Source organism: Metabacillus sp. KJ11-3 (assembly GCF_055808295.1).
On record NZ_JBVVRS010000004.1, the window covers coordinates 227,243 to 251,529 of the forward strand.

The window sequence follows — 24,287 nt, forward strand, 5'->3', positions numbered from 1 at the left end:
TTAGTCCATATTGTTTAAGAGTATAATTTCGAAAATATGTTAAAATTAGGAAGTATTTTATAAAAGAAATACTTTAACAAGTGGATTTATAGAAGAAAGATAAATAGAATTTGATTAAGAAAAGGAGAAATTAATGGGTAAAACAGTTACTTTTTCGGTTGGTACAAAATTTAAAGATTTAGAAGAAATTGAAACATTCACTTTTGATCAATTAGGAATAGACATGATACAGAGTTAAATACAGTGATTGACAACATTTTTCAATCTTAGGTTTGGAATAAACTGGAAATTTTCTACAGCATAGTTATATCAGAATAAAAGACCATAGTGAAGTCTTTATATTAAATCGCAGGAGTATTATTGATAATACTTGAATGTACATAAGTTAAGGAGAGTGTTAAATGGAAAATACATTGTTAATGAGAACAGAAGCCTCTTATTCATTAAATTTCTTAATTTATCTCCAAAATATATTCTTAAATCAAAATAATAGTAGGGATGAGTTAAAATTCCCTTACATATCAATATCAACAAAATGTGAGTTTCAAAAAGATATTCATATTCGTTATAGAGATTTATGGGATTAGTATCGAAGCGAGTTTCAGAAAATCCTATAAAGTATGGTGGGAAAGCTTTGCTGGTTATTTTTCAATAGAAAAGTCTATTGGTGAACATGTACAATTAATTTATAATAATTTAGCGAACTTACTAATAGTAAAAGGAATTAAACACTATGAAGAAGCATTAGAATATTTTGATGGAAAGTTAGGGTTGGAAGCAAGGGCTATTTTAAGGAATCTAATCAATACTAAGGAAAAAGATGCAGATGCGTAATCTACCACAACCACCATTTAAATTAAAGGAAATTTACACCACTTGCGTTAATGATTTTACTGATGTAGAAAAAAGAAAAGACTAAAAAAGTGTTTAACATATATCTTAGAGAGAGAGCAAGACTATGTAAAGTTAAAAAGTTCAAAAACTTTATATAGTCTTACAGATGATATATGTTCCGAAATAGGTATAGAAAAAAATGAATTAAAGTCTGTGTACAAACAAAAATTTTCTGCTGCAAAAGGACCGGGACGTGACATCTATTTAAAAATAAGAGGCGCAAGTCCACGTAATACTTGTCTACAATCAAAACAGGAGGGTACAAGGTTTATAGGTGCTACTACTAATGACGGATAGTGTGTTTGTGCTAAGTAATGATCTAATGTAGATACTTTTCTTTGACCGATGTTGAATTAAATATTTGCTTTTTCATATCTAAACCTAATATATGGGAAGATGATTTTTATTGCAGGGTTAAAAATCATTTTGTAGATATGGAATTAAATGAATTATATATTAGTCATGCAGTTGATGAGATAATTGGAAATTTAGATATATGGCAACAAATGAAACCTCAGGATTTAAAAGAGCATTTGTTAGAGTTATCAAATTCTCGGAAAAAAATTGATTTGAATTGTTGGCAAGTTGCTTTGTTCGAAGGCCTATCATACAGCGACTGGTTCTGTGAGAAAGGAGTAAAAAGTTTATATTAGTTTACTGATCAGTTAACAATAGTGAGACTTCATTTCATTAATAACCCTAGCTTTAAAACATAAAAGGGAGGAAACTCCCTTTAATTTCCAAAAACTTCGTGTAAACTATCAATTAACACAACTAAATTTGTCTATAAAAAACGTCTTAAACTATTGAAATTACTGAGTTTAGACGTTTTTTTATTTTGTCAGGAAAGAACGATAAGTATTATTAACGCGTTAAGGGACGAAATGTGTCTGCTTTGCTTCTTCTTTAATTCTTCTTTAATTCACATATTCTTATAATAATTTGTACTTTCTTCATTTATGAATCTCCTTAAAATGACATCTTCTAGTAATTGATATGTGTACATTATTACCGCTCCTGAATTATTATTTTTGGGAATAAACACATAAAGGTGTTATCAATATAAATGTATGTCGACATAGGACAAGCATGCCATCTTGTAAAGTAGTTTTAGTCTCCATATTCAAACATTGTTCGATAATTGAAAAATATTGGCACTCAGATCTTGTCTTTATATGGTAAAATAGTAGGAAAAATGTCTATAATTTTACAGGTGTTCGGCGGGGGAATAGAATAGATGACTACTAACGAACTAATAATTTTCAAAAAAGATACAGATGCTCCTGGTTCTAACCGAGGTTTTGTTTATCAGTATCTGAAAACATTGCTACTGTGGCTAAATAACTATAAAAGTAAGAAATCTATCACTATATATTGTGAAGTGGATGATGATATCAAAGAAATTAATTTGATGGAACAAACAGTCCGTTTTACACAATTGAAATGTTATTCTTCGGCACTGAATATAAATAGTGATGAAATCAAAAAGTCTTTCTATAATTATTTTTTACTTCATCTGATTTATGGAGGATATGAAGGGGAATATGTATTTGAAACAAATACGCATATTTCTAATCGTGATACTGTAATCGAAAAATGGATGTCTTATCAGGGGAATTTGCAAACGAATCAGCAAATTCAAAATTTGTGTATTGACAAAACCAAGGAAATCTTGCGAGAAGTTTTTGTTGATGAGAAAGAATCAATGGAAAAAGCAATTAAGAAAAAGATATCTACTCGTCAAGAGAAAATTAGCATAGCTATTTCTGACAATGAGGAATTGCGTTTAGAAATTGAGAAGCTCGACAAAGAACTTGAAGTCCTTCAGAACCTTTCTGCGACCTTTGAAGCAAAAATAGATGATGATGAAATCATAAGTGATTTTACTAACCGAATTTCATGGATTTTTGAGAGTATAGATGCTGTTCAATCAATTGATGTATTAAAAGAACAGGTAAATGAGGCGCTGATTGATATTTCAAAAGCCGAAAATAGAATAGATTTATATTTTGGAAGGCTGCTTTCTGAAATTAATTTTAAAGCTGTAAAAGAAAAACGGGAACTAAGATTTCTTGATAATAGTTTGTTAGAAAAGATTCTTGGTGAAACCGATGATGTTATACGCTCAGGCATTGATAATGAGATATTACAAAAATTTGATGAATTAAAACTTACAGTGCAGCAAGGATTCTCAAGTGTGAGTCAGGATGTCTTTGGTTCTGAAAATCGACTCAGAAAAGATATTGATTCATGGGGAAATCGACTTGAAAGTCAGCTTCAATCAACAACAAGTGAACCGGAGTATCATTTATTTGAGATGCCTAGAGTGGAACCTGAAGAAGTGGAAGAATTTATAAAACAAGAAAATAATGAGCATCAAAGTAAGTTGGAAATGAAATTCCACAAAATTGAAGGCTTAGATGAAGAAATGAGAAATAACATGCTCCAAACGGCGACTGAATTAAGATGTAGGTATTTATTGTATCTGCAGAGACTTAATTTTCAAAATTTTCATAGAGAATATGATGAAATAAAAAAGCTAGAAAAAAAGTGGAAGATATATGTAATGATGCTGTTTTAGAGTTGCAAATGGATAGTCAAATTACTTCAGCAAGATTTTACCTTAAATTCAAAAAAGAACTTAAATTAGCTTTGGACGAATTTAATGCACTAGTAAAAATAAAGAAGTTCGTTGTTGACCTTGATGTAGTTTATGGTCAAATGTTCCACATGGCAGCAAAGTGCTTCTTAAGATGGCACAGAGAAAGGTAAGGGTAGTATGGAGAAGAAAGATAGTTCGTTTGAAGATTTTTTCGATATCTTAATTAAAAATGATGTGATGATGGAAACAGTTCCTTTAGAAGAGCAAACGGAATACATCCAGCCTGATGATGATTATGATTTCCATGCATATAGAATATTGCTCTTAATTCGGATTTGCGGCATTATTAATGAATCTTATTTTAGCAACCCTACTATATATGGAAGAGGTAAATTTTCTTTTTTTGATTTTCTTATTCGTTATCCATTCTATTTAAAACGAGTGATTGAAATTGAAAAGAAGCATCAAATCTTGGACAATTTAAAACTTAAACCTTATGAAACTGAAAGAGCCCTTTCTCCAATGATTAAATATATACGTGGTCCTTGGGACCACCGATATGATGCAATCTTGAATTATATGGTGAGCAAAAAGCTGATAAAAGTTCATTTTTCTAATTTCAATAAAAGTAAAAAAGCTATGTGTTTGACTTTAACAGAGCTAGGTATTGATATATCGGAACAAATTATAGAAGAAGAGCCTGTTTGGGTAAGTAGAATGGAAATTATTAATGCTATCTTTCCTAAAAATGCAACTAATGAAAGAATTGATGATTATATAAGAAAGCATTTTCCATCACTAATGCTTGGGATTGAAGGTGAGTAGATGTGTTTATTGAAGCAATTAAAATACGAATTATAGCAAAGAGCGGTAAAAAATATGGTCGTTATCTTAGTTTTTTAGTAGAAGATGATATTAGTGAAGTGAATATGATTTTTGGTAAGAATACTTTAGGGAAATCAACCTTAATTGAAAGCATTGTATATGGACTGAACGGTGAAGCCATATATGGTAAAAAGCAAAGAGAAATTATCAACTTTAAATTGTTATTAAGAAAATTTATGGATGAAAAATTGGAGCATGCTGAAATTTACTTGCAATTACAAAGTAAAGGGGAGCGTGTAGTTGTTTTAAGAGATGCTGTTAATACTAATGAACCTGTTATAGTTTTTAGAGATGTTTCATTAAAGGAAAATGATGTAGGAAAAACTTTAGATATTCGTACTGAAAAGAAAGACGTTTATAAGATTAAAAAAGATAAAAATATTGTTGGTAATCAAACATACCAAGAGTTCCTATTCTCATTTTTAGGTTTTGAACCCATACGTAAAATAGGTAATGATTTAGAAGATGAGGAAGATGAAAATAATGAGGAACGCTTAATTTTTTACATCGAAAATCTTTTGCCTCTTTTTGTAATACCGCAAGAGTCTTGGACAGATATCCAAGCAACTAACCCTAAATATGATATTACAGATGTTAAAAAGACCGCATTTGAATATTTACTGAACCTTTCGAATGCGGATGTTGCAAAGTATAGGCATTCTTTAGATTATTATAATTCTCAATTAAGGTTAAGAATGAATTCATTAAAGGATTTGCAAGAAGTCGTTCAACTATTATCTCATGATAATTCAAAGCAAATTGATTACGAGATTAAAGATAAGATAAATGAAGTTAGTGACCTTCAAAATAAGATTGCTGAAATGGAAAAAGGAAATAGAGTGGTTGATAATGTCCTAAAAGAAATCCGTAATAAATATCGACATATGAGTATGGCTGCTAAAAGACATGAAGAATCACTTGAGCTATTGGAAGCAGAAATATCCCAATATCAGTATTACATAACCAAGATTGAATCGGACATTGAAAAAAATGATAAGCTTAAAACTGCTAAAAAGCTTATAGGTATTTTACCTATTGAAACTTGTCCGCGGTGTTTGAATGATGTAGATATTAAAGAGACGGAAGAATTATCTTCTGGGCATTGTCATTTATGTGGTTCTGAACTTCAAAATGAAAATAATACGGTTCAAACACTGCATTATCTATTGGATGAATTAAAAGATTTTAAACGATTAATGGAAAAGAAAGAAGACGCAAAAAGAAGTTGCGAACAAATTATTTTTAGTTCGCCTGGAATTAAAAGAGCTAAGAAAAACGATGGATAGTTATGAAGATCAACTAAAGCCCCAGAGCATGGAACAATATAATTTCTTTTCAAGAGAAGTCGGAAGAATTGAAAACAGTATAAAAGAACTAGAAAAAGATAAAGAAGTGCTAAGAAAGTACGAGAATATTTCAACAGAAAAAGATAATATAGCTGCAAAAATAAAAAGTTTGAAAAAAGCATTAAAGAAGCAAAAGCAAGTGAAGATTTAGACAATGAAAAGCTTGAAACTTTTGAAGAGGAATTCAAAGATACTCTCTTCAAATTGGATTTTCTAAAAGATGGTTTCGATACAGCTAAAGTAGAAAACTTGGATAAGTCGATAAAAGATAAAGGAAGAAAAAATATATCCGTCATTAGCAGGATATATGAGCAGATTAAAATAGATATAGAAGATTATTATCCGAAAATTGATGGAGTAAATTTATACAATATTACTTCAAGCAGTGGATTGATAAGAATTATTTTGTCTTATTACCTTGCGCTTTTAAAGACTAGTTTGATATATGAAGATTCTACAAATCATCCATTCTTTTTAGTCATGGATGAACCAAGGCAGCAAAACTTAGACTTTGATACTTTTAATCATTTTCTTGAGCAATTGTACGAGGTTAAAGAAGAATATCCAAAACAATTCCAAGTGATTGTTGCTTCGTCTGTTAAAGGGAAAATTGAAGAAAAGGATGTACGATTAATTTTAAACAAGGTAAATAATAAACTGATTAAAGAGATTACTGAATAAGTTAGCAAAAAAGCCGAAGTTATTGAAGTGACCCCAAAAAGTTAGACACGGTTATTTCATTAGGCAGCATTGTAAATTGAGTTCGGTATTGTACCTGACTCAATTTTAATTTTGCCTTAATTCTCTTTGTATTGTAGTATTCGATGTATTTTTCTAATTCTCTTTTAAACTGTTCAACAATATCAATCTCCTTTAGGTAAAGGAATTCTGAATTCATAATTCCGAAGAAATTCTCCATAACAGAGTTGTCATAACAGTTTCCTTTGAGAGACGTACTATTTTTAATTGAACTTTTAACAGGTGGTTATAATAGGGATCATTTTATAAAAGGAGGGAGGAAACTCTCTCTTACTCTCAAAAATGAACTTCGTGTAAAATATCAGTTTTGAGCGGAGTGTATAAAGTTTATATAATTTGATTTAGCAATAGATATTTCAAGTGTATGTACAATCTTAATTAAACTACGGTTATCAATTATGTTTTGTACCAACTTTTTTGTCTTTTTAAATTCAGGAAGATGCAGGTTATATTAAGGAGAGTTTCACGAATAAATATCCATATAGGGTTTCCCTTTAATTTACAAAAAAGTTAACATATAAAAAACAGAGCATATGATAAAAAAACGACTCCAACAGAAAATGTAAGAGTCGTTTTTTTATTACTCATACTGTAATATTGAAAATCGTCCTTAGAAAATGTATATTATTAAGTTTTACATATTGATATTATATTCAAATGTGAGTTTTATATCCAGTCACACTATTGTTACTTAATCAAAGTGTGTATTATAAATTATCCTATTCTTTGAATATTTAGGTATCTAAACCAAATATGAAAATACTGTTTTTTTTTATTTTAATTTAAATTTTCAATTCTATCATATCTAATTTTTCATATAGATATTAATAGGAGGGGAAATTAATGAAAAAAACGGGTTCGAATTCTATCATTCTTAACATTACATTTGTATTTTTCTCAATAATACTTATATTAATTTTAACAAGTGTTATAGTGGTTTCTACAATTAGATTTCCTAGTTCAACATTAAGTAAATTTATAGATAATATTGATGCAGGTGAACTATTTATTTATTTTTTAAGCTCAGAAAACCACTACTTTAATAGTGATAGTAACGCAAATAGTAGTTTTTCATTATCTGAAATTGCATTTACATTAGCAACAAATATAAAAATGACAGACGTTAGAACTTTATTAGGAAGAGAAATACCAGGTTTTGCAAACTATGATACGGAAATTGCAGTGGCTGGGCAAGGAACAGATTTCACTAACCTTCCAATTGAATCCCCCGCCATATGAAGTTTTACTTCAAGAAAGGGAGATAGCTGAAGAAAAAATAAAACAAATTGAAGAGAGCAATAACCCAAATTCAACTGAAGAAAGCCCTCCTTCAAAAACGACTAATGGTAAAAAGGTTGTGTATATTTATCAGTCTCATAGTTGGGAAGCATTCGCTCCATTATTAAAAGGTGTAGATAATCCGGATGAAGCAGTTAGTAACAATGAAAAAGTAAATGTAATTACAGTAGGAAATAAGCTGAAGGAAGAGTTAAATAATAGAGGTATAGGAGTCGAGCATGATCGAACTAATGTAACGAATGCATTGAAAGAAAGAGGGTGGAATTACAATAATTCATATACTTATTCTAGGGGAAAAGTTCAAGAAGCATTAGCTAGTAATGCAGATTTAAATTATTTAATAGATATTCATAGGGATTCTCAACCTAAAGAGATTACAACTACAACAATTGATGGAAAGTTATTTGCTAGATTATTCTTTGTTGTAGGTAAAGAGCATAAGAATTATGAAGAGAATTTGCAACTTGCTAAAGAGCTTAACTCATTGCTTGAAGAGAAATATCCAGGGATTAGTAGAGGAGTGTTTGTGAAAGGGAAAAGTCAAGGGAATGGAGTATATAATCAGGACCTAACTAATAGAGCAATATTATTAGAGTTTGGTGGCGTGGAAAATGACTTACCAGAGCTATATAATTCAATTGAAGCTTTTTCAGAAGTGTTCAGCGAATATTATTGGAAGGATGCTGAAGATATTTAATTGGGGGTTATTAGGGGGTATCACTACCCCCAATCAAGAATAAAGCTAAATATGCAATGCATTATCTATTTCTGATTGCCTTTCTTCGATGGGAATTCTCTCCATCCTATCCAATTTAATGATACCAGTTGTAGAAAATGGAATTCCGCCAATGACTTTATTTTTTTAAGGAAAAGGGAGAGAAATTTTCTTCAAATAGATTGGAAGACCAAGAGGTTGCCGTCCTATCTCTGCATTTATTACAAGATTGCCTCGTGTATATTAATACACTCATGATTCAATCTGTATTATCAGAAAAGCAGTAGCAAGATATGATGACTCATGAAGATTTGAAAACGTTAATTCCACTTATCTATAGCCATGTAAATTCTTCCTGTCTGAGCTGGGAAAGGTTTTTAAAACCATTTTCTTGAGAGATTATTTGGATTCTGAAGATATTCGGTTAGAAATTAATGAAGGCCTGAAGATCATTCTTATTCATCTCTTTTATATATCCATATTGTTTGTTATTGACAACTTTTTATTACACAGAAAGAGTCTGACTTTTTATTAAGATATTGAAGGATGGTCTTTATAGGATCATGCTTACTGTTGGTTCAAATGATTATTTTTAGATAAATAACACACAATACAAGTATAAATTTAAAAGTGGAGTGAAATTATGAAAGATGGAATGCTCTCAACCGAATACCTTATTTTAATAGTAACAGCAACGATTATAGGCACAGTAGCTCGTATATTGACTATTAAAGAAGATTTTAGACAGTATCCAAGCTATCCAAATGGGTATATGCTTCACCTAGTAACGGGTTTCGTTGCAGCTGCATTGGGGGCTTTTGCTATACCAGCTCTTATGACCAAAAACTTTACCGCTGTTACGTTTCTTACTCTAGCGATTCAACAATTTAGAGACGTTAGAAAGTCTGAAAGAGAAAGTTTAAAGGACCTAGAGAATACAGAATATGCATACCGTGGAGATGCTTATATCGATGGAATTGCAAAGACATTTGAATCAAGGAATTATTTTTCTTTAATTGTTTCCTTCGTTACGGCCCTAACTATACAAATTATCGATAGCAACATGGCTTGGATCAATATTCTTTCTGGGGCCATTGTTGGTTTCATTGTTCATTACATATTAAAACGTTTTTCAAAAGGAAAAACAATTGGAGATATTGCTGAGGTGAAAGAAGGAAAAATTGAAATAAAGGAATCAGAACTTTTTGTGGATGGAATCTATGTATCTAATCTGTTAGGTTCTGAAAATGCTTCAAAACTCTTTCAAAATGAAGGTTTGGCAGTGGTCATTTACCCCCATGAACAACATTATCGTATCGCTTTAGATAATTATGGGCAAAGACAAGCTGCTTTGTTTGAAGCTACTAGGACACTGGGGGTCAAAAGATATCATTTCACAAGAAAAAGAATATAATAAAGGAAAAATCGTTATCACACTGATTCCAATTATAAAGGATATAGATAAGTTAATTGAAGCTGTTAAGAAAACACCATTACTTGAAAGTGTAAAAAAGAGTCATGCTGTTATGGATACTAATCTTGTGGGGAGGGAATAAACAATGGGGAGAGAATCAAGCGAAAGACCCAATTACGAGATACTAGCATTCGTTACGTTACAAAAAGAACGAGTGTTAGGTGGGAAGCAACTTACCCTATTAGCACAGGATAAAGAGCAACAAAAGCTTATGGTACAAGATATAGCAAAAGCGATGAAGGCAGATGTAGTGAAGATGAAGAATGGAGATTATTTAGTTATAAGAGTGTAAAAAGAACTCTTTTAACTGAATTGCAGGTTTTAAGGAAAAATAACTTGCAAACCTGTATTCTACGCCCGAAAAAAATTATTTATGCCTTGAATTGAAATTTATCTTGAATTCCAGATAAGGGCGTAATTGTTGAAAATAATAAATATTTTAAACGACTGTATTGCTAAGGTATCTTTATTAAAAAATTTAACAACTTTAGACTTTAGTGTACTTCTATCCAAAACAGGACGGGGGTATGCGTGTTTGAAGTATTAAAACTTAAACACCTTATTATAACCATTGACATTTCCTTATTGCGGGTGGTGTCAGCTGCGCTGGTACTACTCCTACTGGTTGATTTGGACGTTCCTGTCTCTTTGGACAAAACAAATTGTACCTTCAATCTTAATATTAATTACAGGGATAATTTGCTGTTGTATCGAAATTTACAATAAAGAACTTAGATAGGAAAAAATATAATGAAAAACAGGTGATGATACATATATTACCTGTTTTTTGTTTTACCTTCTACATAAATTCTTCATATTTTATTAATAGAATAGTGTAGTTATTATATTTCATTTGATATTATATGAGAACTCAATTTTATATATAATACAATGATTGATAAAGGTTTATTAATATTATGCAAAGTATAGAAATCTTAAATGTAGAAAAAAACATAAGTAGGTGCAACATGAAAAAGCTTCTGATTATCACAGTTTTGATAATGAGTTCAAACATTTTCCTTCCAATGAAAACTTTTAGTAGTACACATTTTGAAAATTCAATTGATATTCAAAGTGAAGCAGCTATATTGATTGAACAAGATTCAGGGGAGATTTTATTACAAAAGAATGCTCAAACAAAAATGTATCCTGCAAGCTTAACTAAAATTTCTACTGCAATATATGCTATTGATAAGGCTGATTTAAATGATATTACTACTGTGAGTAAAAATGCTACCGTAGCTGAAGGTACAAGGATTTATTTAGAAGAGGGAGAAACTATAACGTTAAAAAAACTCATTCAAGGTTTATTGATTAATTCAGGTAATGATGCAGGAATAGCTATAGCAGAACATATTGATGGATCAATAGAAACGTTCTCAAAAAATCTGAATAGCTACCTTTCCGAGAAAATAGGAGTTGAAAATACAAATTTTACAAATCCACATGGACTTTTTAATGAAAACCATGTAACTACTGCAGAAGACTTAGCGAAAATTACCAAGTATGCTATAAAAAATAAAGTATTTAGAGAAATTTTCGGAACGAAAGAATTGGAATGGAAAGATCAGAAATGGGAGACTACTTTGTATAGTCATCATAAATTAATGAGAGAAAGTCCTTATAATGGAGTTACGGGAGGAAAAACGGGGTATGTTGATCAATCAGGGCATACACTTGTAACTACTGCTAGCAAGGGAGATTTGAATCTTATTGCAGTTACATTAGCAGCCAGCTCTCAGACAATAGCATATAATGATACTGTGGCACTACTTGATTATGGATTCAATAATTTTAAGACTGTGACTATTGCTCAAGGTGAAGAATATAGTTTGAATAATATAAAATATCGGTCACCTCAAGACTACTATTATACAATTGAAAAAGAACTAGAGGCTCAACATAAAATGAACTCAGAGGGGAAATTAGAGGTAAGAAATTCTAGCAATGAATTATTAAGCTTATTTGACTTGGAAAAAATAATAGAAAAAAAGAGCCTGAAAAAGTATCTAATACAAATAATAATGGAGAACTATCTAATTCCAAGTTAGAAACACACCTGTCAATATTGATGGTTATTTCTGCTCTATCTGCTTTCATTATTATAGGTCTTTTTTATAATGACATAAGAAAAATATAAATTTAATATTTTGCATTAAACTCCAATGAATTTACTTATAAAGGGGTGTAGAAATTGAAGAAGACCATTCTAATAGTTGATGATGAGTGGAATATGAGGAATTTGTTATGCATCATTTTATCAAACGAATATAATGTTATAGAAGCTAAAGATGGTGAAGAGGCATTAAGAATCATTAAGAAAACTGAATTAGACCTAATTATACTAGATCTGATGATGCCATTCATAAATGGATGGGAGGTTTGTGCTGAAGTTAGAAAGTTTAAATCTACTCCAATCCTTATGCTAACTGCAAGAAATGAATTAAAAGATAGGGTACATGGCCTTGATATTGGTGCAGATGATTATATAATAAAACCTTTTGAACCTGAGGAATTGTTAGCCCGAATTAAAGCAGTTTTAAGAAGAACAACCAATAAATCTGAATTGAATGAAGAAGTTATAACGTTTGGTTCAAATATATTAGTAATAGATAACGAAAGTCGGAATGTTACTATTGAAGGTGAACCGATAGATCTAACACCAAAAGAATTTATAATACTCAATACCTTAGCTACTAATCCAAAACGTGTTTTTACTAGAGAGATATTACTTGAAATTCTCTGGGGCATAAATGATTCAAGAGAAACACGGACAGTGGACACTCATATAAAAAACATTCGAGTCAAAATTAAGGAAAGTGGATCTAATTATGATCCTATTGGTACAGTTTGGGGAGTTGGCTATAGATTTAATGATCCGGAAGAATCAGTATGAAGCTAAACAGTATAACAGTTAAACTTGGCGGTACTATCCTAATCTTATTATTAATTGTACTTTTTCCTTTAATATACACAATTGATCAATTATTTTCTTCGTATTTTTATAGTCAAAAGATGGAACAAATAGATTATTTCGCAACAAAATACTCTGAAACAATCACAGATGTTAATGATAAAGATTCCTATCATATGTTTGAAATGATCTCAGAATTAAATAATGTAGATCTATTTATTTTTAATAATGAGGGTGTCATTTTGAACAGTACTGGACTTCTTAATTTTAAAGAAGGAAAATCAGTTGGAGAAAAAATAAAGAATCCAATAATGAATAAACAGCATCTAAGTATAGAGTATAATGATAGTAAAACTTCTCAAACTTATTTAATTTCCGGTGAACCCATACTTATTAACAATCGAGTAAGTGGCGGATTAATTGTTGTCTCGAATATGGAGAGTATAAATACATCAATCGCTCATATGAGAAATTGGTTAATGATATCAGTAATTGGTTCATTATTAATTGCGATGGGCTTTACCTTTTTTATATCTCGGAAACTTTCCGCCCCTTTGTTGAATATGGTTCATGCAACTCGAGAGATTGCTAAAGGACCGCTTAAAACGGGATTGTCAATTACTTCGAATGATGAAATAGGTAGTCTTGCTAAGGCAATTACTGAGTTGGGAAGAGAGCTTGAAGATTTTAGGTCAAATAGAAGAGAATTTTTTGCTAATATTTCTCATGAACTTCGCACCCCAATTTCTTATATTAAGGGTTATTCACATGTTTTGAAAAACTCTCTCTATCGTAATGAAGAGGAAAAGAACCAATACTTAGATATTATAAATGATGAAGCAACTCGTCTAACGACCCTTATAAATGACCTTTTTGAGTTGTCAAAAATGGAAGAAGGAAGATTAGAGCTAAATATAGAAGCATTAGACATAACAAGCATAGTTATAAGTTCAATAAATAAAGTTAATTTGAAAGCAAATGAGAAAAAAATTAAAATTATATCTGATTTACCTATAAAAACTCCTTTATTTCAAACAGATGGATATAGACTTGAACAAGTGCTTATTAATTTGCTTGAAAATGCAATAAGGTATAGTGATTTAGGAAGATCTATATTGGTTAAAGTAACAAATGATCAAAATTACTTCTATCTATCCATTGTGGACCAAGGGGTAGGAATTCCTGAGAACGACTTACCATATATATTTCAACGTTTTTACCGTGTTGAAAAATCGAGAACAAGAGCTGCGGGAGGAACGGGTTTAGGATTAGCTATTGTAAAAAATATCATGGACTTATTAAATGGGCATATTGAAGTCCAAAGTGTGCAAGGAGTAGGAACTACTTTTAAGATAACCTTTCCAATTAAAGAATCGGGTGATGAGGATGAATAAATTATTAAATATTATACCTGTAATTTTTATTCTCTTAGGTGTAATTTGTCTAACAGTAACAAGTTCAATTTTTCATTCACAGAATTCAATTCATACCTATATAGAATCATTTATTGGAATCTGTGTATATATGGTTGTCCCGATCGTGATTCTTGGTCTTTTATTTTTTGTAAGAAGGAAAAAGAAATGATTCTAATAAACAGTTTGTATACATATTATGTGTACAAACTTTATTTGATTTAGGGAGGAATCAAGTTGTCATTTTCCTTAATAATTCTTATCATATTAGCGGCTTTCTTTTTTTACCGACTCTTTTTTATATCCATTCAAATAGGAGTATAATCCCTCAAATGCAGGGTATGATGGCTGCAATGGCAATAAGTATGATGGTTGGTATACTGGGAGGTGCAATTTTAGGGTCACAGCTACCAGATAATTTATTTTTATCAACTGTGTTAGGAATTTTTATTGGATTAATATCTGGTCTTTTAGTTGGTATTCCAATCAGCTTATTAGCAAGTTTAGATGGCATGCTTTCAGGATTAATGGGTGGAATGATGGGAGCTATGCTGGGTGCAATGGTTATGGATGAATATATGAACTCTCTTTTACAAATTTTATTCTTATTATATGTTGTTTTGATTTTAACCGTTATTTATATGCTTGAAGCAGAAAAAAGAACAGAAAAACAAAGTTTCTTACAAAAGATCTTTCATAACCCTTTGTTACTTGCAGGATCTTTGTCGTTATTTTTCTTTGGAATGAATTATGTAGATTCTACAGTAATGAAAAAATTGGATGGGGAGTTTACAATACAACAAGACGATTCTCAAAAAAAATCAGCTCAAACTGATGAAAAGATTATCAATATTGAAGCAAATGATTTTGCGTACCTTCCTAACCAAATTAATGTTAAAAAGAATAAAATTATAACAATTAATCTCATTAATAATGGAAAAGTAGAGCATGATCTCCAAATAAGCGGACTAAATGCAGAAGTCATTAAAGTAGATTCTCATCAACATCATAATAAAGATAGCATTCATGTACATGCTCAAGCTGGTAATCAATCAAAGGTTATGATTAAACCACTTGAAACAGGGGAATTTGAATATTACTGTACAATCCCTGGACATAGAGAGTCTGGTATGATAGGTACTCTTAAAATTATCTAATTAGAAAAACACGACTTACCGCCAAGAATGCAGAAGTCTATGTCTTTTCTTTTTCTTTTCTCTTGTTCTTTGGAAACAAGTAACTAAGTAACAAAGGGTCCTTATAACGGTACTCCATATTACTAAGGAATTGGAAAAAATAACCATGTAAATGCATAGGGTGATCATCTTCTGCAGAGTTGTTTAAAAGTTTCACTTTTAAAGGAGTAATTTCTTTACCGCTCTTTCCGTTAATAGTGAAGATATCTTACATACTCATATCGTGGCCCAATTCCATTTCTCCTGAATCAGAACTTGTTTCTTCTGGTTCCATCTCCATTTTTGAATGATCCATAACTTCCATACTATCTGAGTCCATATTCTCCATATTCATAGAGGGTGATTCATCCATTCATCTATTACTAATACATAGTCTCTATCAAAATCTTCTTGATCTTTTCCCTTGACGATAAAGGATCCATATCATCCTTTACCTGATTTACACCACAAGGGATAGGAATTCCATGCGTATGAATTGTAATAGGATCTTTTAATTCATTCTTAAGATTAATTTTTACTTTTTCTCTTCCTGAACTCGAACTTTCGGTCTAGATACAGATCCATAAAAAGTCCATGTAGTATTATCTCTGTTAAAGAATGATTTCGTTCACAGGCAGCAATCGTAAACTCATTCTCTCTTAATTTCTGAGTAGGATCTGTACTTGCTGTTTTACCACTTTGAAGATTCTTACTTATTTCCTATTCATTATCCATTTTCATGTTGCTATGATCCACTTCATTGCTTTTATTTGAACAAGCACCAACAATTAACAAAAATGCCACTCTAACCATACCTTGAATAACTTAAACATAACTTCACCTCTGAATTATTTACAGTTTAACCTTAAAAATTAATTTTGATGAAATTTTATAGTTTGTGATGGGAAATAAATAGATTAGTAGTAAGTGAGTATATATCCATAAAAAAGGGGTTATATTAAGTAGTGAGGTGATGTATATGAAAATATTATCTACGATAATAATTTTTTCTATAATTTTATTCTTTGGATTTAATCAATTAACTAATGTACTTGGAATATCGACTTTTCAAGAACTCGATGAAATGAAAAAAGCTGCAGAAAAAAATGGTATAGATATTCAAAAGTGGAATGTTTATATAAAGGCAGAACAATCAAACATTTCTTTAAATAAAATAAGGCAAAAATTGAACAAGATATTCGCAGAAAAATCAGGTTATGATTGGAAAAAAGAAGCTGATCAACACCATTATCAAGCAATTGGTGTATTGAAACAGGACAATCAATTAGAGAAGATAATTATTTCAGTTTTACCTAAAAATGGAAAATACACAATTACTTACTCGTTTCAGTTGATAGTAGAAGATGATCTAGGGTCAAGGGTAATGACTGAACCTAAAATCCCTTTTGATTATAAAAACAAAAATACATTTATTACAGTTGAAGGAATAGCAAATAACCATTCTCCTAATCGTTTAAGTGAGAATATATTAAGTTCTATGAACGCAGAGAAGGTTGAAGAACTTCAAGAGCAAGAATTTGTATCTGTTTCAGGCTACAAAGAAAATTGGAATAACAACAACCTGAAATTAAAAAATGAAAAACTAATGAATATTCAAGTTGGTGTAAGAGAACTGGATGATAGTAGGTCAAAAATAACGATTGCAACACCAATAATTATTTCTGAGTACTAAATTTTTAAAAAATAAAAGAAGTACATATTTTCTTCAATATTTATTGTTAAGATACACAAACAGTAACTTTACTTAATATTGAGGTGACAACATTGTATAAATTGAAATTAAGAAAATCAGGTCAAATTTATCTTCCTAAATGGATGCGAAGTGAAATAGACTTCAAAGCAGGAGAATTTATCAATATTATTTTTGATGGTGAAAACATGATATTGTCTAAAAAGAAAGAAATTACAAAGGAAAACCAGTGTATTTTAAGTCAAAAAGGAACATTACATATTCCTGTTGAGATTAGAAGGATGTGTAAATTTGATAAAGAGTGTACATTTAAAGCATTGATTGATAAGAAGGAAAATGAACTTATACTTTTAATTGAGAAAAACCTTTTAAATATTCAGGTAATCTAAATTATGTGGTTACCTATACTTTTTATATCCGGTTTCGGGACTTTAGCGTTATTACTAACATATTACTTAAAAAAGGGCAAAGGTAGCTTATTCTTTTATTTCGGCTTACTGTCCTTTATTCTATATATTTTTTTGTTAGTATATAATGCAGTACTCTATAAGGATAAACTGGGTATCCTTATAGGAGCAACTAAGCAAGAGAATCAAACAATTTTAGAGAAGAGTAATAGTAATATTAAAAACACCAATGATGTGAAAAAGCTAATTAAAGAAAAAGTACTTGAGGTTCCTTTACTATCACAATTGCCAGAATTACCACGTGGTTGTGAGGTTACTAGTTTGGCTATGCTACTTCAATATGAGAGTGTTAAAGTTGGAAAGATGGAACTTGCTAAAAACATTAAAAAAGATCCTACACCGAAGACTTACCAGAATGAAAGGATACATTTCGGCAATCCAAACGTAGGATTTGTGGGTGATATGTATTCCTATAGTAAGCCAGGGTATGGAGTATATAATCAACCCATTGAGGAGCTAGCTAATAGATATCTGCCAAACCGGGTTGTAAACTTAACAGGAAAGGATTTTAGTGAAATCGTAAATCAAATTATAAATGATCAGCCGGTATGGGTGATCACAAATACAACCTTCAGGGAACTTCCAGAATCGCAATTTGAAACTTGGATGACAATACAAGGGGAAATTGAAATTACTTATAAAGAACATTCTGTAGTAATTACAGGGTTTGATGAGAAATTTATCTATTTTAACGATCCACTTGCAAATCAAAAGAACAGACAAATACCTAAAGATGACTTTGTTAAAGCGTGGGAGCAAATGGGTATGCAGGCAATAGCTATAAAGTAGTTACAATAATAGATAGTGATAGTAAAAACTAATATTTTAATAAACTTAAAATAAAGGTCCCATCCAATTCCTACCAAAAAATGTTATGTTAATTATGAAGGTGGGGAATCGGGGGGAAAGCAAAATGGATATTCAAAAGAAAGAGAAAGAATTTCAACAATGTGAAGAAATTCTAGAAGAAGAGTTAAAAACGATTATTTTAATGTATGAAAGGCAGTTACGCTTTTTAGCTTATAAATATGTTCAAGACTGGGTACTAGTTGATGATATAATGCAAGAGGTTTTTATTAAAGTTTATTTGAATTTGAATTCTATTGAAAACAGTTCTACAAAGAAATCCTGGCTATATTCAATAACGCGTAATCAGTGTATAGATTATCTACGGAGTAAAGAATTCAAATATACTCATTTAAACGGAGATTTGAAAGAATTAAATGGTATAAGTACACACTCAGCTGAGCACGAAACATTTCGGAAATATGATCGAGAAATGCTTTGCAAGGCTGTTAAAACCTTGCCGTCTCAATATAAAAAACCACTTATTCTTTTCTATTATTGTCAATTTTCTTACAAAGAAATAAGCGAAAAATTAGATATTGAAGTTGGCAGTATTAAGAATAACATTTTTAGGGGAAGAAAAATGTTGAAATCTATAGTTATAAAAGATTAATTTTTTACATTACACAACTACTAATCTTGGATTTAAGTAGCTTAAAAGAACAAAAATTGAGGTATGAAAATGTAGAGCTAGAGAGGTTATAGGATGAACTTTTTAATACAAATATTACGTAATCGTTTATTTTTATGGCTTTTATTAGGGATCAATGTATCAGGGACAATATATGGATATATTTGGTATGGTTGGCAATTAGCCGAGACTCCAGTACAATTTTTAGTTTTTGTTCCTGACAGTCCAACAGCAAGTTTATTTTTTGTGTTTGTACTGGTTGCTTTTCTGTTTAATAAAAATTGGCCCTTCTTAGAGGCATTAGCAATAGTAACGCTGTTTAAATATGGATTGTGGGCAGTAGTAATGAACATCCTAGTTTATGGGGTAACAGGGAATATACATTGGTCAAGTTATATGTTGATTTTTTCACATGCTGGTATGGCAATTCAAGGATTACTATATGTTCCTTTCTACAAAATCAAAATCGTTCATTTATTGGTTGCTGCATTATGGATATTGCATAATGATGTTATTGATTATGTATTTAATATGATGCCAAGATATAGTGTTTTAGATCTTTATATTTCAGAGATAGGATATTTTTCATTTTGGTTGAGTATCTCTTCAATCATCCTAACTTACAAACTTTGTGTAAAGGAAAATCATTTTAACTTTTAATCGAATCTTAGTGTTGATAAGTAATATAAAGAAGGAATATTGTGAAAATCAAATCGTAATAATTACGAATTTATTAAGGAGAAAAAAGCAATGAGAAATATAAAAATTATAATGACTACTATTATTTTATTGATTTTCATTACGGGGTGTAGCCAAAAACCTAACAATAACAATGCCAGTAATGATTCTACCATAGAGGTTTATACCACAATTTATCCCCTTCGGGATTTTTCAAAAAAGATTGGTGGTAAATATGTAGATGTTAAAACGATCCTATCCTCTAATGTGGATGCTCACTCATTTGAACCCACTTCAAAGGATATTGTGAAAATAGCTGAGAGTAATGTATTTATATATATGGGTACTGGGATTGAAGGTTTTACTGATGCAGTTAAGGAGGCTGTTGTTGAAGAAGAAGTAGAACTTGTAAATGCATCAGAGAGTATTGAGCTTATTAGAGCTGTTGAAGAACAAACAGATGAAAATGAACATGAGGAAGAAGAGGAGGAGCAAGGGAATTTTGATCCTCACGTATGGCTTGATCCAATGAAGTCTATTAAACTCGCTGAAAATATTAAAGAGGCATTTATAGAGCAACAGCCTGAAAAAAAGGAATACTTTGAGAATAACTACTTAAAACTTAAGGAAGATTTAGAAAATCTAGATGCTGAGTTTAAAAGTATGATAGAAAAGGCTTCAAATAAGACTTTTTTAGTATCACATTCTGCTTATGGATATTGGGCTAATGCATATAACCTTAATCAAATTGGAATAAGTGGTATTTCTCCGACACAAGAACCTTCACAAAGGACTCTCAAGGAAATTATAGACTTGTCTAGAGAGAGAGAACTATCGTACATTTTATTTGAACCAAATGTCAGTAATAAAGTGGCTGATGTTGTAAGAAAGGAAATCGGTGCAGAAATTTTAACTGTCCATAATTTAGAAGCTTTAACTGATCAAGATATAGAAAATAATGAAGATTATTTTAGTCTAATGCGTAAAAATATATCAGCCCTTCAGAAAGTACTAGAGTAAATTTCACCTATCTGATTAAAATTTATATAAGAAGTAGAACATATAAGTATCCTGAATGTCTTTGTTTAGGGTACTTATTTTTTGTTTCTGGGAGTTGGTGAACGTGATAGCTAATCATAAAATGTATAACTGTGACTTTTAGTCATTGTACCTACTTTCTTATAATAAATTGTAAAACAATAGAATAAGGTAATATGATTGGTAACATTCATAATAAATGAAGCATATACATTTTTAAAAAAATTAATATATATTTTAAGGGTAATTTTATAGATGTACCTATACATAAATGCTAACTACCCATTAGGAGGTTTTTATGGGCAAGATTAATATTTTTTTCTTATTGCTTTTTGTTTTCTTAATTTTATCTGGATGTTTAGAGAACCAGGAAACAAAAGAAAATAAAGGAGGAAAAGTTGAAACTAAGGATGAAGATATTATTGATAGTGAGGTAGTATCGGCAAAATCAACAGTTGAGAATACTGAAAGTGACGAAGATATAAAATTACAAGAGAAAGATGACAAATGGGTTTGGGATGGAGTAAATAATTACATTGTATTTAGAAATGGTCATTTTGAGAAAGCATATCAAACATTTGTAGAAGCTGTCAGTCATGCAAAAAAGATGAAGGAATCAACTGTTTACTTTCGAGGAGATAAAGATATCGTTTGGCAAAGTTCAAACAAATCAACATCAAAACTGATCGATGCTCCACTGATTTCACAATTGCCTGAATTACCAAGGGGGTGTGAGGTAACCTCATTAGCCATGTTATTAAGAACAGCAGGTATCTCGGAGGCAAAGGTAAATAGGACAAAATTAGCAAAAGAGATTAAAAGAGACACAACACCATATAAAAAGGAAAATGGACAGATATTCTTTGGTAATCCATATAATGGTTTTGTAGGTGATATGTATTCATTGAATACTCCCGGTTATGGGGTTTACCATGGCCCTTTGGCAGAACTAGCTGAACAATATATTCCTAATAAGGTAATCAATATGACTGGGAGCGAATTTGATGATATAATGTTTGCGGTGAGTAATGGCAACCCTGTCCTAGTAATACATAACTCTTGGTTTAAGAAGTTACCTGAGTCACAGTTTCAAACTTGGAATACACCGACCGGTAAGGTTAAAATTACAATGAGGGAACATTCGGTTTTAATTACGGGATATGATGAAAAGTATATATATTTTAATGATCCATTGGCTAATATAAAAAATAAAAAAGTAAACAAAAAGGATTTTATCGATGGCTGGATTCAAATGGGAAAACAAGCGATCACTTATGTTAAGTAGAAAAGGATCGCTTGTTAAATAGGAAAAGGCACTAAATTATTAATGGGTATTATCCCAACTTCTGAAAAGACTTGCTTTGGAAACTAACTATATGACTATTGTATTACTTGAATTAGAGGAAGGTGAAACAAAGAATCCTTCCTTTGTTTCATAGATCTTTTCTACAAAGACTTGGTGCCATATCATAAAGGTAAGAATTGTCCAAATTTTTCTACTATTATCCATTTGCCCTAAGCAATGCTCATGTAATAGATTAAGAACCTTTGTCTTATTAATAAGGTAGTCCGTACCACTTTCTTTAATTAAATTTATTGTCCAATCGTGAATTTCGTTCTTAAACCAATTTCTTATTGGAACAGGAAAGCCAAGCTTTTTGCGGTTTAGAACATGGGCAGGAACGATTCCTTCAGCTGCTTTTCTAAGAATGTACTTCGTTGTGTTTTGTGCAATTTTCATATCTGTAGGAATTTTTGATGCTATATCAAAAACTTCTTTATCCAAAAATGGTACACGCAATTCTAGTGAGTTTGCCATTGTCATTTTATCTGCTTTCAGTAATATATCTCCCCTTAGCCAAGTATGAATATCAATATATTGCATCTTTGTCACTTTATCGTATTCAAAGGCCTCATCAAAAAAAGGTTGAGTTATATTTTTGAATGTAACATTGTCCCAATGCATCCTGAGAATATCTTTAATTTCCCTATCTTTAAAAATTTTCGCATTACCTATATACCTGTCTTCAAGTGGGGTACAGCCTCTTTCAATATAGCTTTTTCCTTTAACCCCATCAGGTAGAAGTTTAGAGAAATAATTTAAAGCACCTTTAACTGGATTGGGAATATTTTCAAAAACCTTAAGGTCTAAAGGTTCTCTATATATATTATATCCTCCAAAAAGTTCATCAGCACCTTCTCCAGATAATACAACTTTAACATGTTTGCTAGCTTCTCTTGCAACAAAGTATAAAGGAACCGCTGCTGGGTCAGCTAATGGGTCATCCATATGCCATATAATTTTAGGTAATTCATTAATAAACTCTTCTGGCTGGATAATATAATCAATGTTTTCAACATTGAGTGCATCAGCTGTTTCTTTTGCAATATCTATTTCACTATATCCTTCGGTTGCGAATCCTACAGAAAATGTTTTTATTTTTGGATTCATTTCCTTAGCTAAAGACACAACAAAACTTGAGTCAATTCCACCTGATAGAAAAGAGCCAACAGGAACATCGCTCCTCATGTGCATTTTTACTGAATCATAAAGTGCTTCCTGTAATGAATCTTTTAACTTTGTAAAATCATCTTTTATGGGCTGGAATTTGGCTTTCCAATAGCGGTTAGTTACTAATTGCTCTTTTGTTTTTTTTATAAAGTATTCCCCTGGCTCTAATTTCATAATATCTCGTGATAAAGTTGAGGGTTCAGGGACGTATTGAAATGTTAAATAGTGGTGTAGGGACTCCTCGTTAATGAATTCTTGCTCTGTTGCTAGAACAATACTCTTTTTCTCAGAAGCAAAATAGACTCTATCAGCTGCTTCTAAGTAATAGAGTGGTTTAATACCAAAAGGGTCTCTCGCACCGAATAATTGTTGTTCAACCCTATCCCATATAAGAAAAGAAAACATTCCTCTTATTAAAGACAGCATTTTTTCTTTTTTGCTACAATACAAAGCTAAAAGAACTTCTGTATCAGATGAGGTTTTAAATTCATATCCTTCTTTCATTAAACTATTTCGTAACTCGATATGATTATAAATTTCACCATTAAAAACGATCCAATACCTTTCATCTTCATATGATAATGGCTGACTACCATTTTCTAGGTCGATAATACTTAATCTTCTAAACCCTAGTTGTATATAATCATCTTTATAGAATCCGGAATCATCTGGACCACGATGAGTAATTATATTGTTTATTTCTTCAAATTTTAGTTTTGTCATTAAGGACTCTTGTCCGTTATCAGACAATACTCCAACGAATCCGCACATAAATTTCCACCTCATAATTCCTTTTTCAAATTTGATCTTCATTTTATCTATATTATTTGTAGAAATTATGTAGTTTTGGATTGGAAAAAAAGAAAGAATGAAAAGTTAATTGGATACAAGGATGAACTTAATTTTTATATCAAGTTATAAACTTCTTA

General features: G+C 30.8%; 25 protein-coding genes and 3 pseudogenes. 24 read left to right on the forward strand and 4 right to left on the reverse strand.

Annotation, left to right across the window (positions count from 1 at the left end):
- The first annotated feature begins 401 nt into the window (after positions 1 to 401).
- The 7 genes from AC0L8O_RS27970 to AC0L8O_RS28000 all read left to right on the forward strand — a co-directional run bounded on the left by AC0L8O_RS27970 (position 402) and on the right by AC0L8O_RS28000 (position 6,408).
- On the forward strand, positions 402 to 587 hold the full coding sequence (locus AC0L8O_RS27970) for a hypothetical protein (protein WP_473449873.1): 186 nt from the start codon (positions 402 to 404) through the stop codon (positions 585 to 587).
- A 645-nt stretch (positions 588 to 1,232) separates the two neighbouring features.
- The gene (locus AC0L8O_RS27975; RefSeq protein WP_473449875.1) at positions 1,233 to 1,547 is read left to right on the forward strand and encodes a hypothetical protein; all 315 of its coding nucleotides are present in this window, start codon (positions 1,233 to 1,235) and stop codon (positions 1,545 to 1,547) included.
- A 584-nt stretch (positions 1,548 to 2,131) separates the two neighbouring features.
- A complete protein-coding gene (locus AC0L8O_RS27980) occupies positions 2,132 to 3,475 on the forward strand; it encodes a hypothetical protein (RefSeq protein ID WP_473449877.1) in 1,344 nt (447 codons plus the stop codon).
- 198 nt (positions 3,476 to 3,673) lie between these two features.
- Positions 3,674 to 4,321 carry a hypothetical protein gene (locus tag AC0L8O_RS27985; RefSeq protein ID WP_473449879.1) on the forward strand — a complete coding sequence of 216 codons (648 nt, stop codon included), beginning with the start codon at positions 3,674 to 3,676 and terminating at the stop codon, positions 4,319 to 4,321.
- 2 nt (positions 4,322 to 4,323) lie between these two features.
- Positions 4,324 to 5,667 carry a hypothetical protein gene (locus AC0L8O_RS27990; protein WP_473449881.1) on the forward strand — a complete coding sequence of 448 codons (1,344 nt, stop codon included), beginning with the start codon at positions 4,324 to 4,326 and terminating at the stop codon, positions 5,665 to 5,667.
- Complete coding sequence (locus tag AC0L8O_RS27995) at positions 5,660 to 5,878, forward strand: hypothetical protein (protein WP_473449883.1); 219 nt, start codon at positions 5,660 to 5,662, stop codon at positions 5,876 to 5,878. The genes AC0L8O_RS27990 and AC0L8O_RS27995 overlap by 8 nt, the downstream gene beginning before the upstream one ends.
- 53 nt (positions 5,879 to 5,931) lie before the next feature.
- A complete protein-coding gene (locus AC0L8O_RS28000; protein ID WP_473449884.1) occupies positions 5,932 to 6,408 on the forward strand; it encodes a hypothetical protein in 477 nt (158 codons plus the stop codon).
- A gap of 19 nt (positions 6,409 to 6,427) precedes the next feature.
- On the opposite strand, the pseudogene AC0L8O_RS28005 reads toward AC0L8O_RS28000, so the two are convergent.
- Positions 6,428 to 6,697: pseudogene (locus AC0L8O_RS28005) on the reverse strand (IS3 family transposase); the annotation flags it as partial.
- A 632-nt stretch (positions 6,698 to 7,329) separates the two neighbouring features.
- Here AC0L8O_RS28005 and AC0L8O_RS28010 point away from each other — a divergent pair.
- The 10 genes and pseudogenes from AC0L8O_RS28010 (at position 7,330) to AC0L8O_RS28055 (ending at position 15,457) form a co-directional block, all read left to right on the forward strand.
- On the forward strand, positions 7,330 to 7,725 hold the full coding sequence (locus AC0L8O_RS28010) for a hypothetical protein (protein ID WP_473449886.1): 396 nt from the start codon (positions 7,330 to 7,332) through the stop codon (positions 7,723 to 7,725).
- On the forward strand, positions 7,652 to 8,482 hold the full coding sequence (locus AC0L8O_RS28015) for a stage II sporulation protein P (protein ID WP_473449888.1): 831 nt from the start codon (positions 7,652 to 7,654) through the stop codon (positions 8,480 to 8,482). Before AC0L8O_RS28010 ends, AC0L8O_RS28015 begins: the two co-directional genes overlap by 74 nt.
- Positions 8,483 to 8,620: 138 nt before the next feature.
- A pseudogene (locus AC0L8O_RS28020) lies at positions 8,621 to 8,895 on the forward strand (Tn3 family transposase); the annotation flags it as partial.
- Positions 8,865 to 9,035: a hypothetical protein gene (locus tag AC0L8O_RS28025; protein WP_473450019.1), complete on the forward strand. Its 171-nt coding sequence runs from the start codon at positions 8,865 to 8,867 to the stop codon at positions 9,033 to 9,035. The pseudogene AC0L8O_RS28020 and the gene AC0L8O_RS28025, both read left to right, overlap by 31 nt.
- 108 nt (positions 9,036 to 9,143) lie before the next feature.
- Positions 9,144 to 10,056 (forward strand): annotated as a pseudogene (locus AC0L8O_RS28030) (YIEGIA family protein).
- Between the two features lie 3 nt (positions 10,057 to 10,059).
- Positions 10,060 to 10,266 (forward strand): capping complex subunit for YIEGIA, encoded by a 207-nt coding sequence (locus AC0L8O_RS28035; RefSeq protein ID WP_473449890.1) that lies wholly within the window; start codon positions 10,060 to 10,062, stop codon positions 10,264 to 10,266.
- 676 nt (positions 10,267 to 10,942) lie between these two features.
- On the forward strand, positions 10,943 to 12,025 hold the full coding sequence (locus AC0L8O_RS28040) for a D-alanyl-D-alanine carboxypeptidase family protein (protein WP_473449892.1): 1,083 nt from the start codon (positions 10,943 to 10,945) through the stop codon (positions 12,023 to 12,025).
- Between the two features lie 143 nt (positions 12,026 to 12,168).
- Complete coding sequence (locus tag AC0L8O_RS28045; RefSeq protein WP_473449893.1) at positions 12,169 to 12,870, forward strand: response regulator transcription factor; 702 nt, start codon at positions 12,169 to 12,171, stop codon at positions 12,868 to 12,870.
- The gene (locus AC0L8O_RS28050; protein ID WP_473449895.1) at positions 12,867 to 14,282 is read left to right on the forward strand and encodes a sensor histidine kinase; all 1,416 of its coding nucleotides are present in this window, start codon (positions 12,867 to 12,869) and stop codon (positions 14,280 to 14,282) included. Before AC0L8O_RS28045 ends, AC0L8O_RS28050 begins: the two co-directional genes overlap by 4 nt.
- Before the next feature lie 350 nt (positions 14,283 to 14,632).
- Positions 14,633 to 15,457, forward strand: coding sequence for a cupredoxin domain-containing protein (locus tag AC0L8O_RS28055; RefSeq protein WP_473449897.1), 825 nt, complete (start codon positions 14,633 to 14,635; stop codon positions 15,455 to 15,457).
- Between the two features lie 37 nt (positions 15,458 to 15,494).
- On the opposite strand, the gene AC0L8O_RS28060 is transcribed toward AC0L8O_RS28055, so the two are convergent.
- On the reverse strand, positions 15,495 to 15,653 hold the full coding sequence (locus AC0L8O_RS28060) for a multicopper oxidase domain-containing protein (RefSeq protein WP_473449899.1): 159 nt from the start codon (positions 15,651 to 15,653) through the stop codon (positions 15,495 to 15,497).
- A 51-nt stretch (positions 15,654 to 15,704) separates the two neighbouring features.
- Positions 15,705 to 15,830 carry a hypothetical protein gene (locus AC0L8O_RS28065; RefSeq protein ID WP_473449901.1) on the reverse strand — a complete coding sequence of 42 codons (126 nt, stop codon included), beginning with the start codon at positions 15,828 to 15,830 and terminating at the stop codon, positions 15,705 to 15,707.
- 624 nt (positions 15,831 to 16,454) lie between these two features.
- On the opposite strand from AC0L8O_RS28065, the gene AC0L8O_RS28070 reads away from it, so the two are divergent.
- The 7 genes from AC0L8O_RS28070 (at position 16,455) to AC0L8O_RS28100 (ending at position 22,131) form a co-directional block, all read left to right on the forward strand.
- A complete protein-coding gene (locus AC0L8O_RS28070) occupies positions 16,455 to 17,168 on the forward strand; it encodes a YwmB family TATA-box binding protein (RefSeq protein WP_473449903.1) in 714 nt (237 codons plus the stop codon).
- A gap of 92 nt (positions 17,169 to 17,260) precedes the next feature.
- A complete protein-coding gene (locus AC0L8O_RS28075) occupies positions 17,261 to 17,575 on the forward strand; it encodes a hypothetical protein (protein WP_473449905.1) in 315 nt (104 codons plus the stop codon).
- Between the two features lie 3 nt (positions 17,576 to 17,578).
- Positions 17,579 to 18,442, forward strand: coding sequence for a C39 family peptidase (locus AC0L8O_RS28080; protein WP_473449906.1), 864 nt, complete (start codon positions 17,579 to 17,581; stop codon positions 18,440 to 18,442).
- A 124-nt stretch (positions 18,443 to 18,566) separates the two neighbouring features.
- Positions 18,567 to 19,112 carry an RNA polymerase sigma factor gene (locus AC0L8O_RS28085; protein WP_473449908.1) on the forward strand — a complete coding sequence of 182 codons (546 nt, stop codon included), beginning with the start codon at positions 18,567 to 18,569 and terminating at the stop codon, positions 19,110 to 19,112.
- Between the two features lie 93 nt (positions 19,113 to 19,205).
- Positions 19,206 to 19,790, forward strand: coding sequence for a lipoprotein heptaprenylglyceryl N-acetyltransferase LhaT (lhaT, locus tag AC0L8O_RS28090; protein ID WP_473449910.1), 585 nt, complete (start codon positions 19,206 to 19,208; stop codon positions 19,788 to 19,790).
- Positions 19,791 to 19,880: 90 nt separating this feature from the next.
- A complete protein-coding gene (locus AC0L8O_RS28095; RefSeq protein ID WP_473449912.1) occupies positions 19,881 to 20,828 on the forward strand; it encodes a metal ABC transporter solute-binding protein, Zn/Mn family in 948 nt (315 codons plus the stop codon).
- A 316-nt stretch (positions 20,829 to 21,144) separates the two neighbouring features.
- A complete protein-coding gene (locus tag AC0L8O_RS28100; protein WP_473449913.1) occupies positions 21,145 to 22,131 on the forward strand; it encodes a C39 family peptidase in 987 nt (328 codons plus the stop codon).
- A gap of 87 nt (positions 22,132 to 22,218) precedes the next feature.
- On the opposite strand, the gene asnB is transcribed toward AC0L8O_RS28100, so the two are convergent.
- On the reverse strand, positions 22,219 to 24,129 hold the full coding sequence (gene asnB, locus AC0L8O_RS28105) for an asparagine synthase (glutamine-hydrolyzing) (RefSeq protein ID WP_473449915.1): 1,911 nt from the start codon (positions 24,127 to 24,129) through the stop codon (positions 22,219 to 22,221).
- Positions 24,130 to 24,287: the final 158 nt, after the last annotated feature.

Excerpts from the sequence above, each read along its gene's own strand:
- AC0L8O_RS27970 (WP_473449873.1), top strand. The coding sequence starts at position 402 with ATGGAAAATACATTGTTAATGAGAACAGAAGCCTCTTATTCATTAAAT.
- AC0L8O_RS27980 (WP_473449877.1), top strand. The coding sequence starts at position 2,132 with ATGACTACTAACGAACTAATAATTTTCAAAAAAGATACAGATGCTCCT.
- AC0L8O_RS27985 (WP_473449879.1), top strand. The coding sequence starts at position 3,674 with ATGGAGAAGAAAGATAGTTCGTTTGAAGATTTTTTCGATATCTTAATT.
- AC0L8O_RS27995 (WP_473449883.1), top strand. The coding sequence starts at position 5,660 with ATGGATAGTTATGAAGATCAACTAAAGCCCCAGAGCATGGAACAATAT.
- AC0L8O_RS28010 (WP_473449886.1), top strand. The coding sequence starts at position 7,330 with ATGAAAAAAACGGGTTCGAATTCTATCATTCTTAACATTACATTTGTA.
- AC0L8O_RS28015 (WP_473449888.1), top strand. The coding sequence starts at position 7,652 with ATGATACGGAAATTGCAGTGGCTGGGCAAGGAACAGATTTCACTAACC.
- AC0L8O_RS28035 (WP_473449890.1), top strand. The coding sequence starts at position 10,060 with ATGGGGAGAGAATCAAGCGAAAGACCCAATTACGAGATACTAGCATTC.
- AC0L8O_RS28040 (WP_473449892.1), top strand. The coding sequence starts at position 10,943 with ATGAAAAAGCTTCTGATTATCACAGTTTTGATAATGAGTTCAAACATT.
- AC0L8O_RS28050 (WP_473449895.1), top strand. The coding sequence starts at position 12,867 with ATGAAGCTAAACAGTATAACAGTTAAACTTGGCGGTACTATCCTAATC.
- AC0L8O_RS28055 (WP_473449897.1), top strand. The coding sequence starts at position 14,633 with ATGCAGGGTATGATGGCTGCAATGGCAATAAGTATGATGGTTGGTATA.
- AC0L8O_RS28065 (WP_473449901.1), bottom strand. The coding sequence starts at position 15,830 with ATGAATATGGAGAATATGGACTCAGATAGTATGGAAGTTATGGATCAT.
- AC0L8O_RS28070 (WP_473449903.1), top strand. The coding sequence starts at position 16,455 with ATGAAAATATTATCTACGATAATAATTTTTTCTATAATTTTATTCTTT.
- AC0L8O_RS28080 (WP_473449906.1), top strand. The coding sequence starts at position 17,579 with ATGTGGTTACCTATACTTTTTATATCCGGTTTCGGGACTTTAGCGTTA.
- AC0L8O_RS28085 (WP_473449908.1), top strand. The coding sequence starts at position 18,567 with ATGGATATTCAAAAGAAAGAGAAAGAATTTCAACAATGTGAAGAAATT.
- lhaT (WP_473449910.1), top strand. The coding sequence starts at position 19,206 with ATGAACTTTTTAATACAAATATTACGTAATCGTTTATTTTTATGGCTT.
- AC0L8O_RS28095 (WP_473449912.1), top strand. The coding sequence starts at position 19,881 with ATGAGAAATATAAAAATTATAATGACTACTATTATTTTATTGATTTTC.
- AC0L8O_RS28100 (WP_473449913.1), top strand. The coding sequence starts at position 21,145 with ATGGGCAAGATTAATATTTTTTTCTTATTGCTTTTTGTTTTCTTAATT.
- asnB (WP_473449915.1), bottom strand. The coding sequence starts at position 24,129 with ATGTGCGGATTCGTTGGAGTATTGTCTGATAACGGACAAGAGTCCTTA.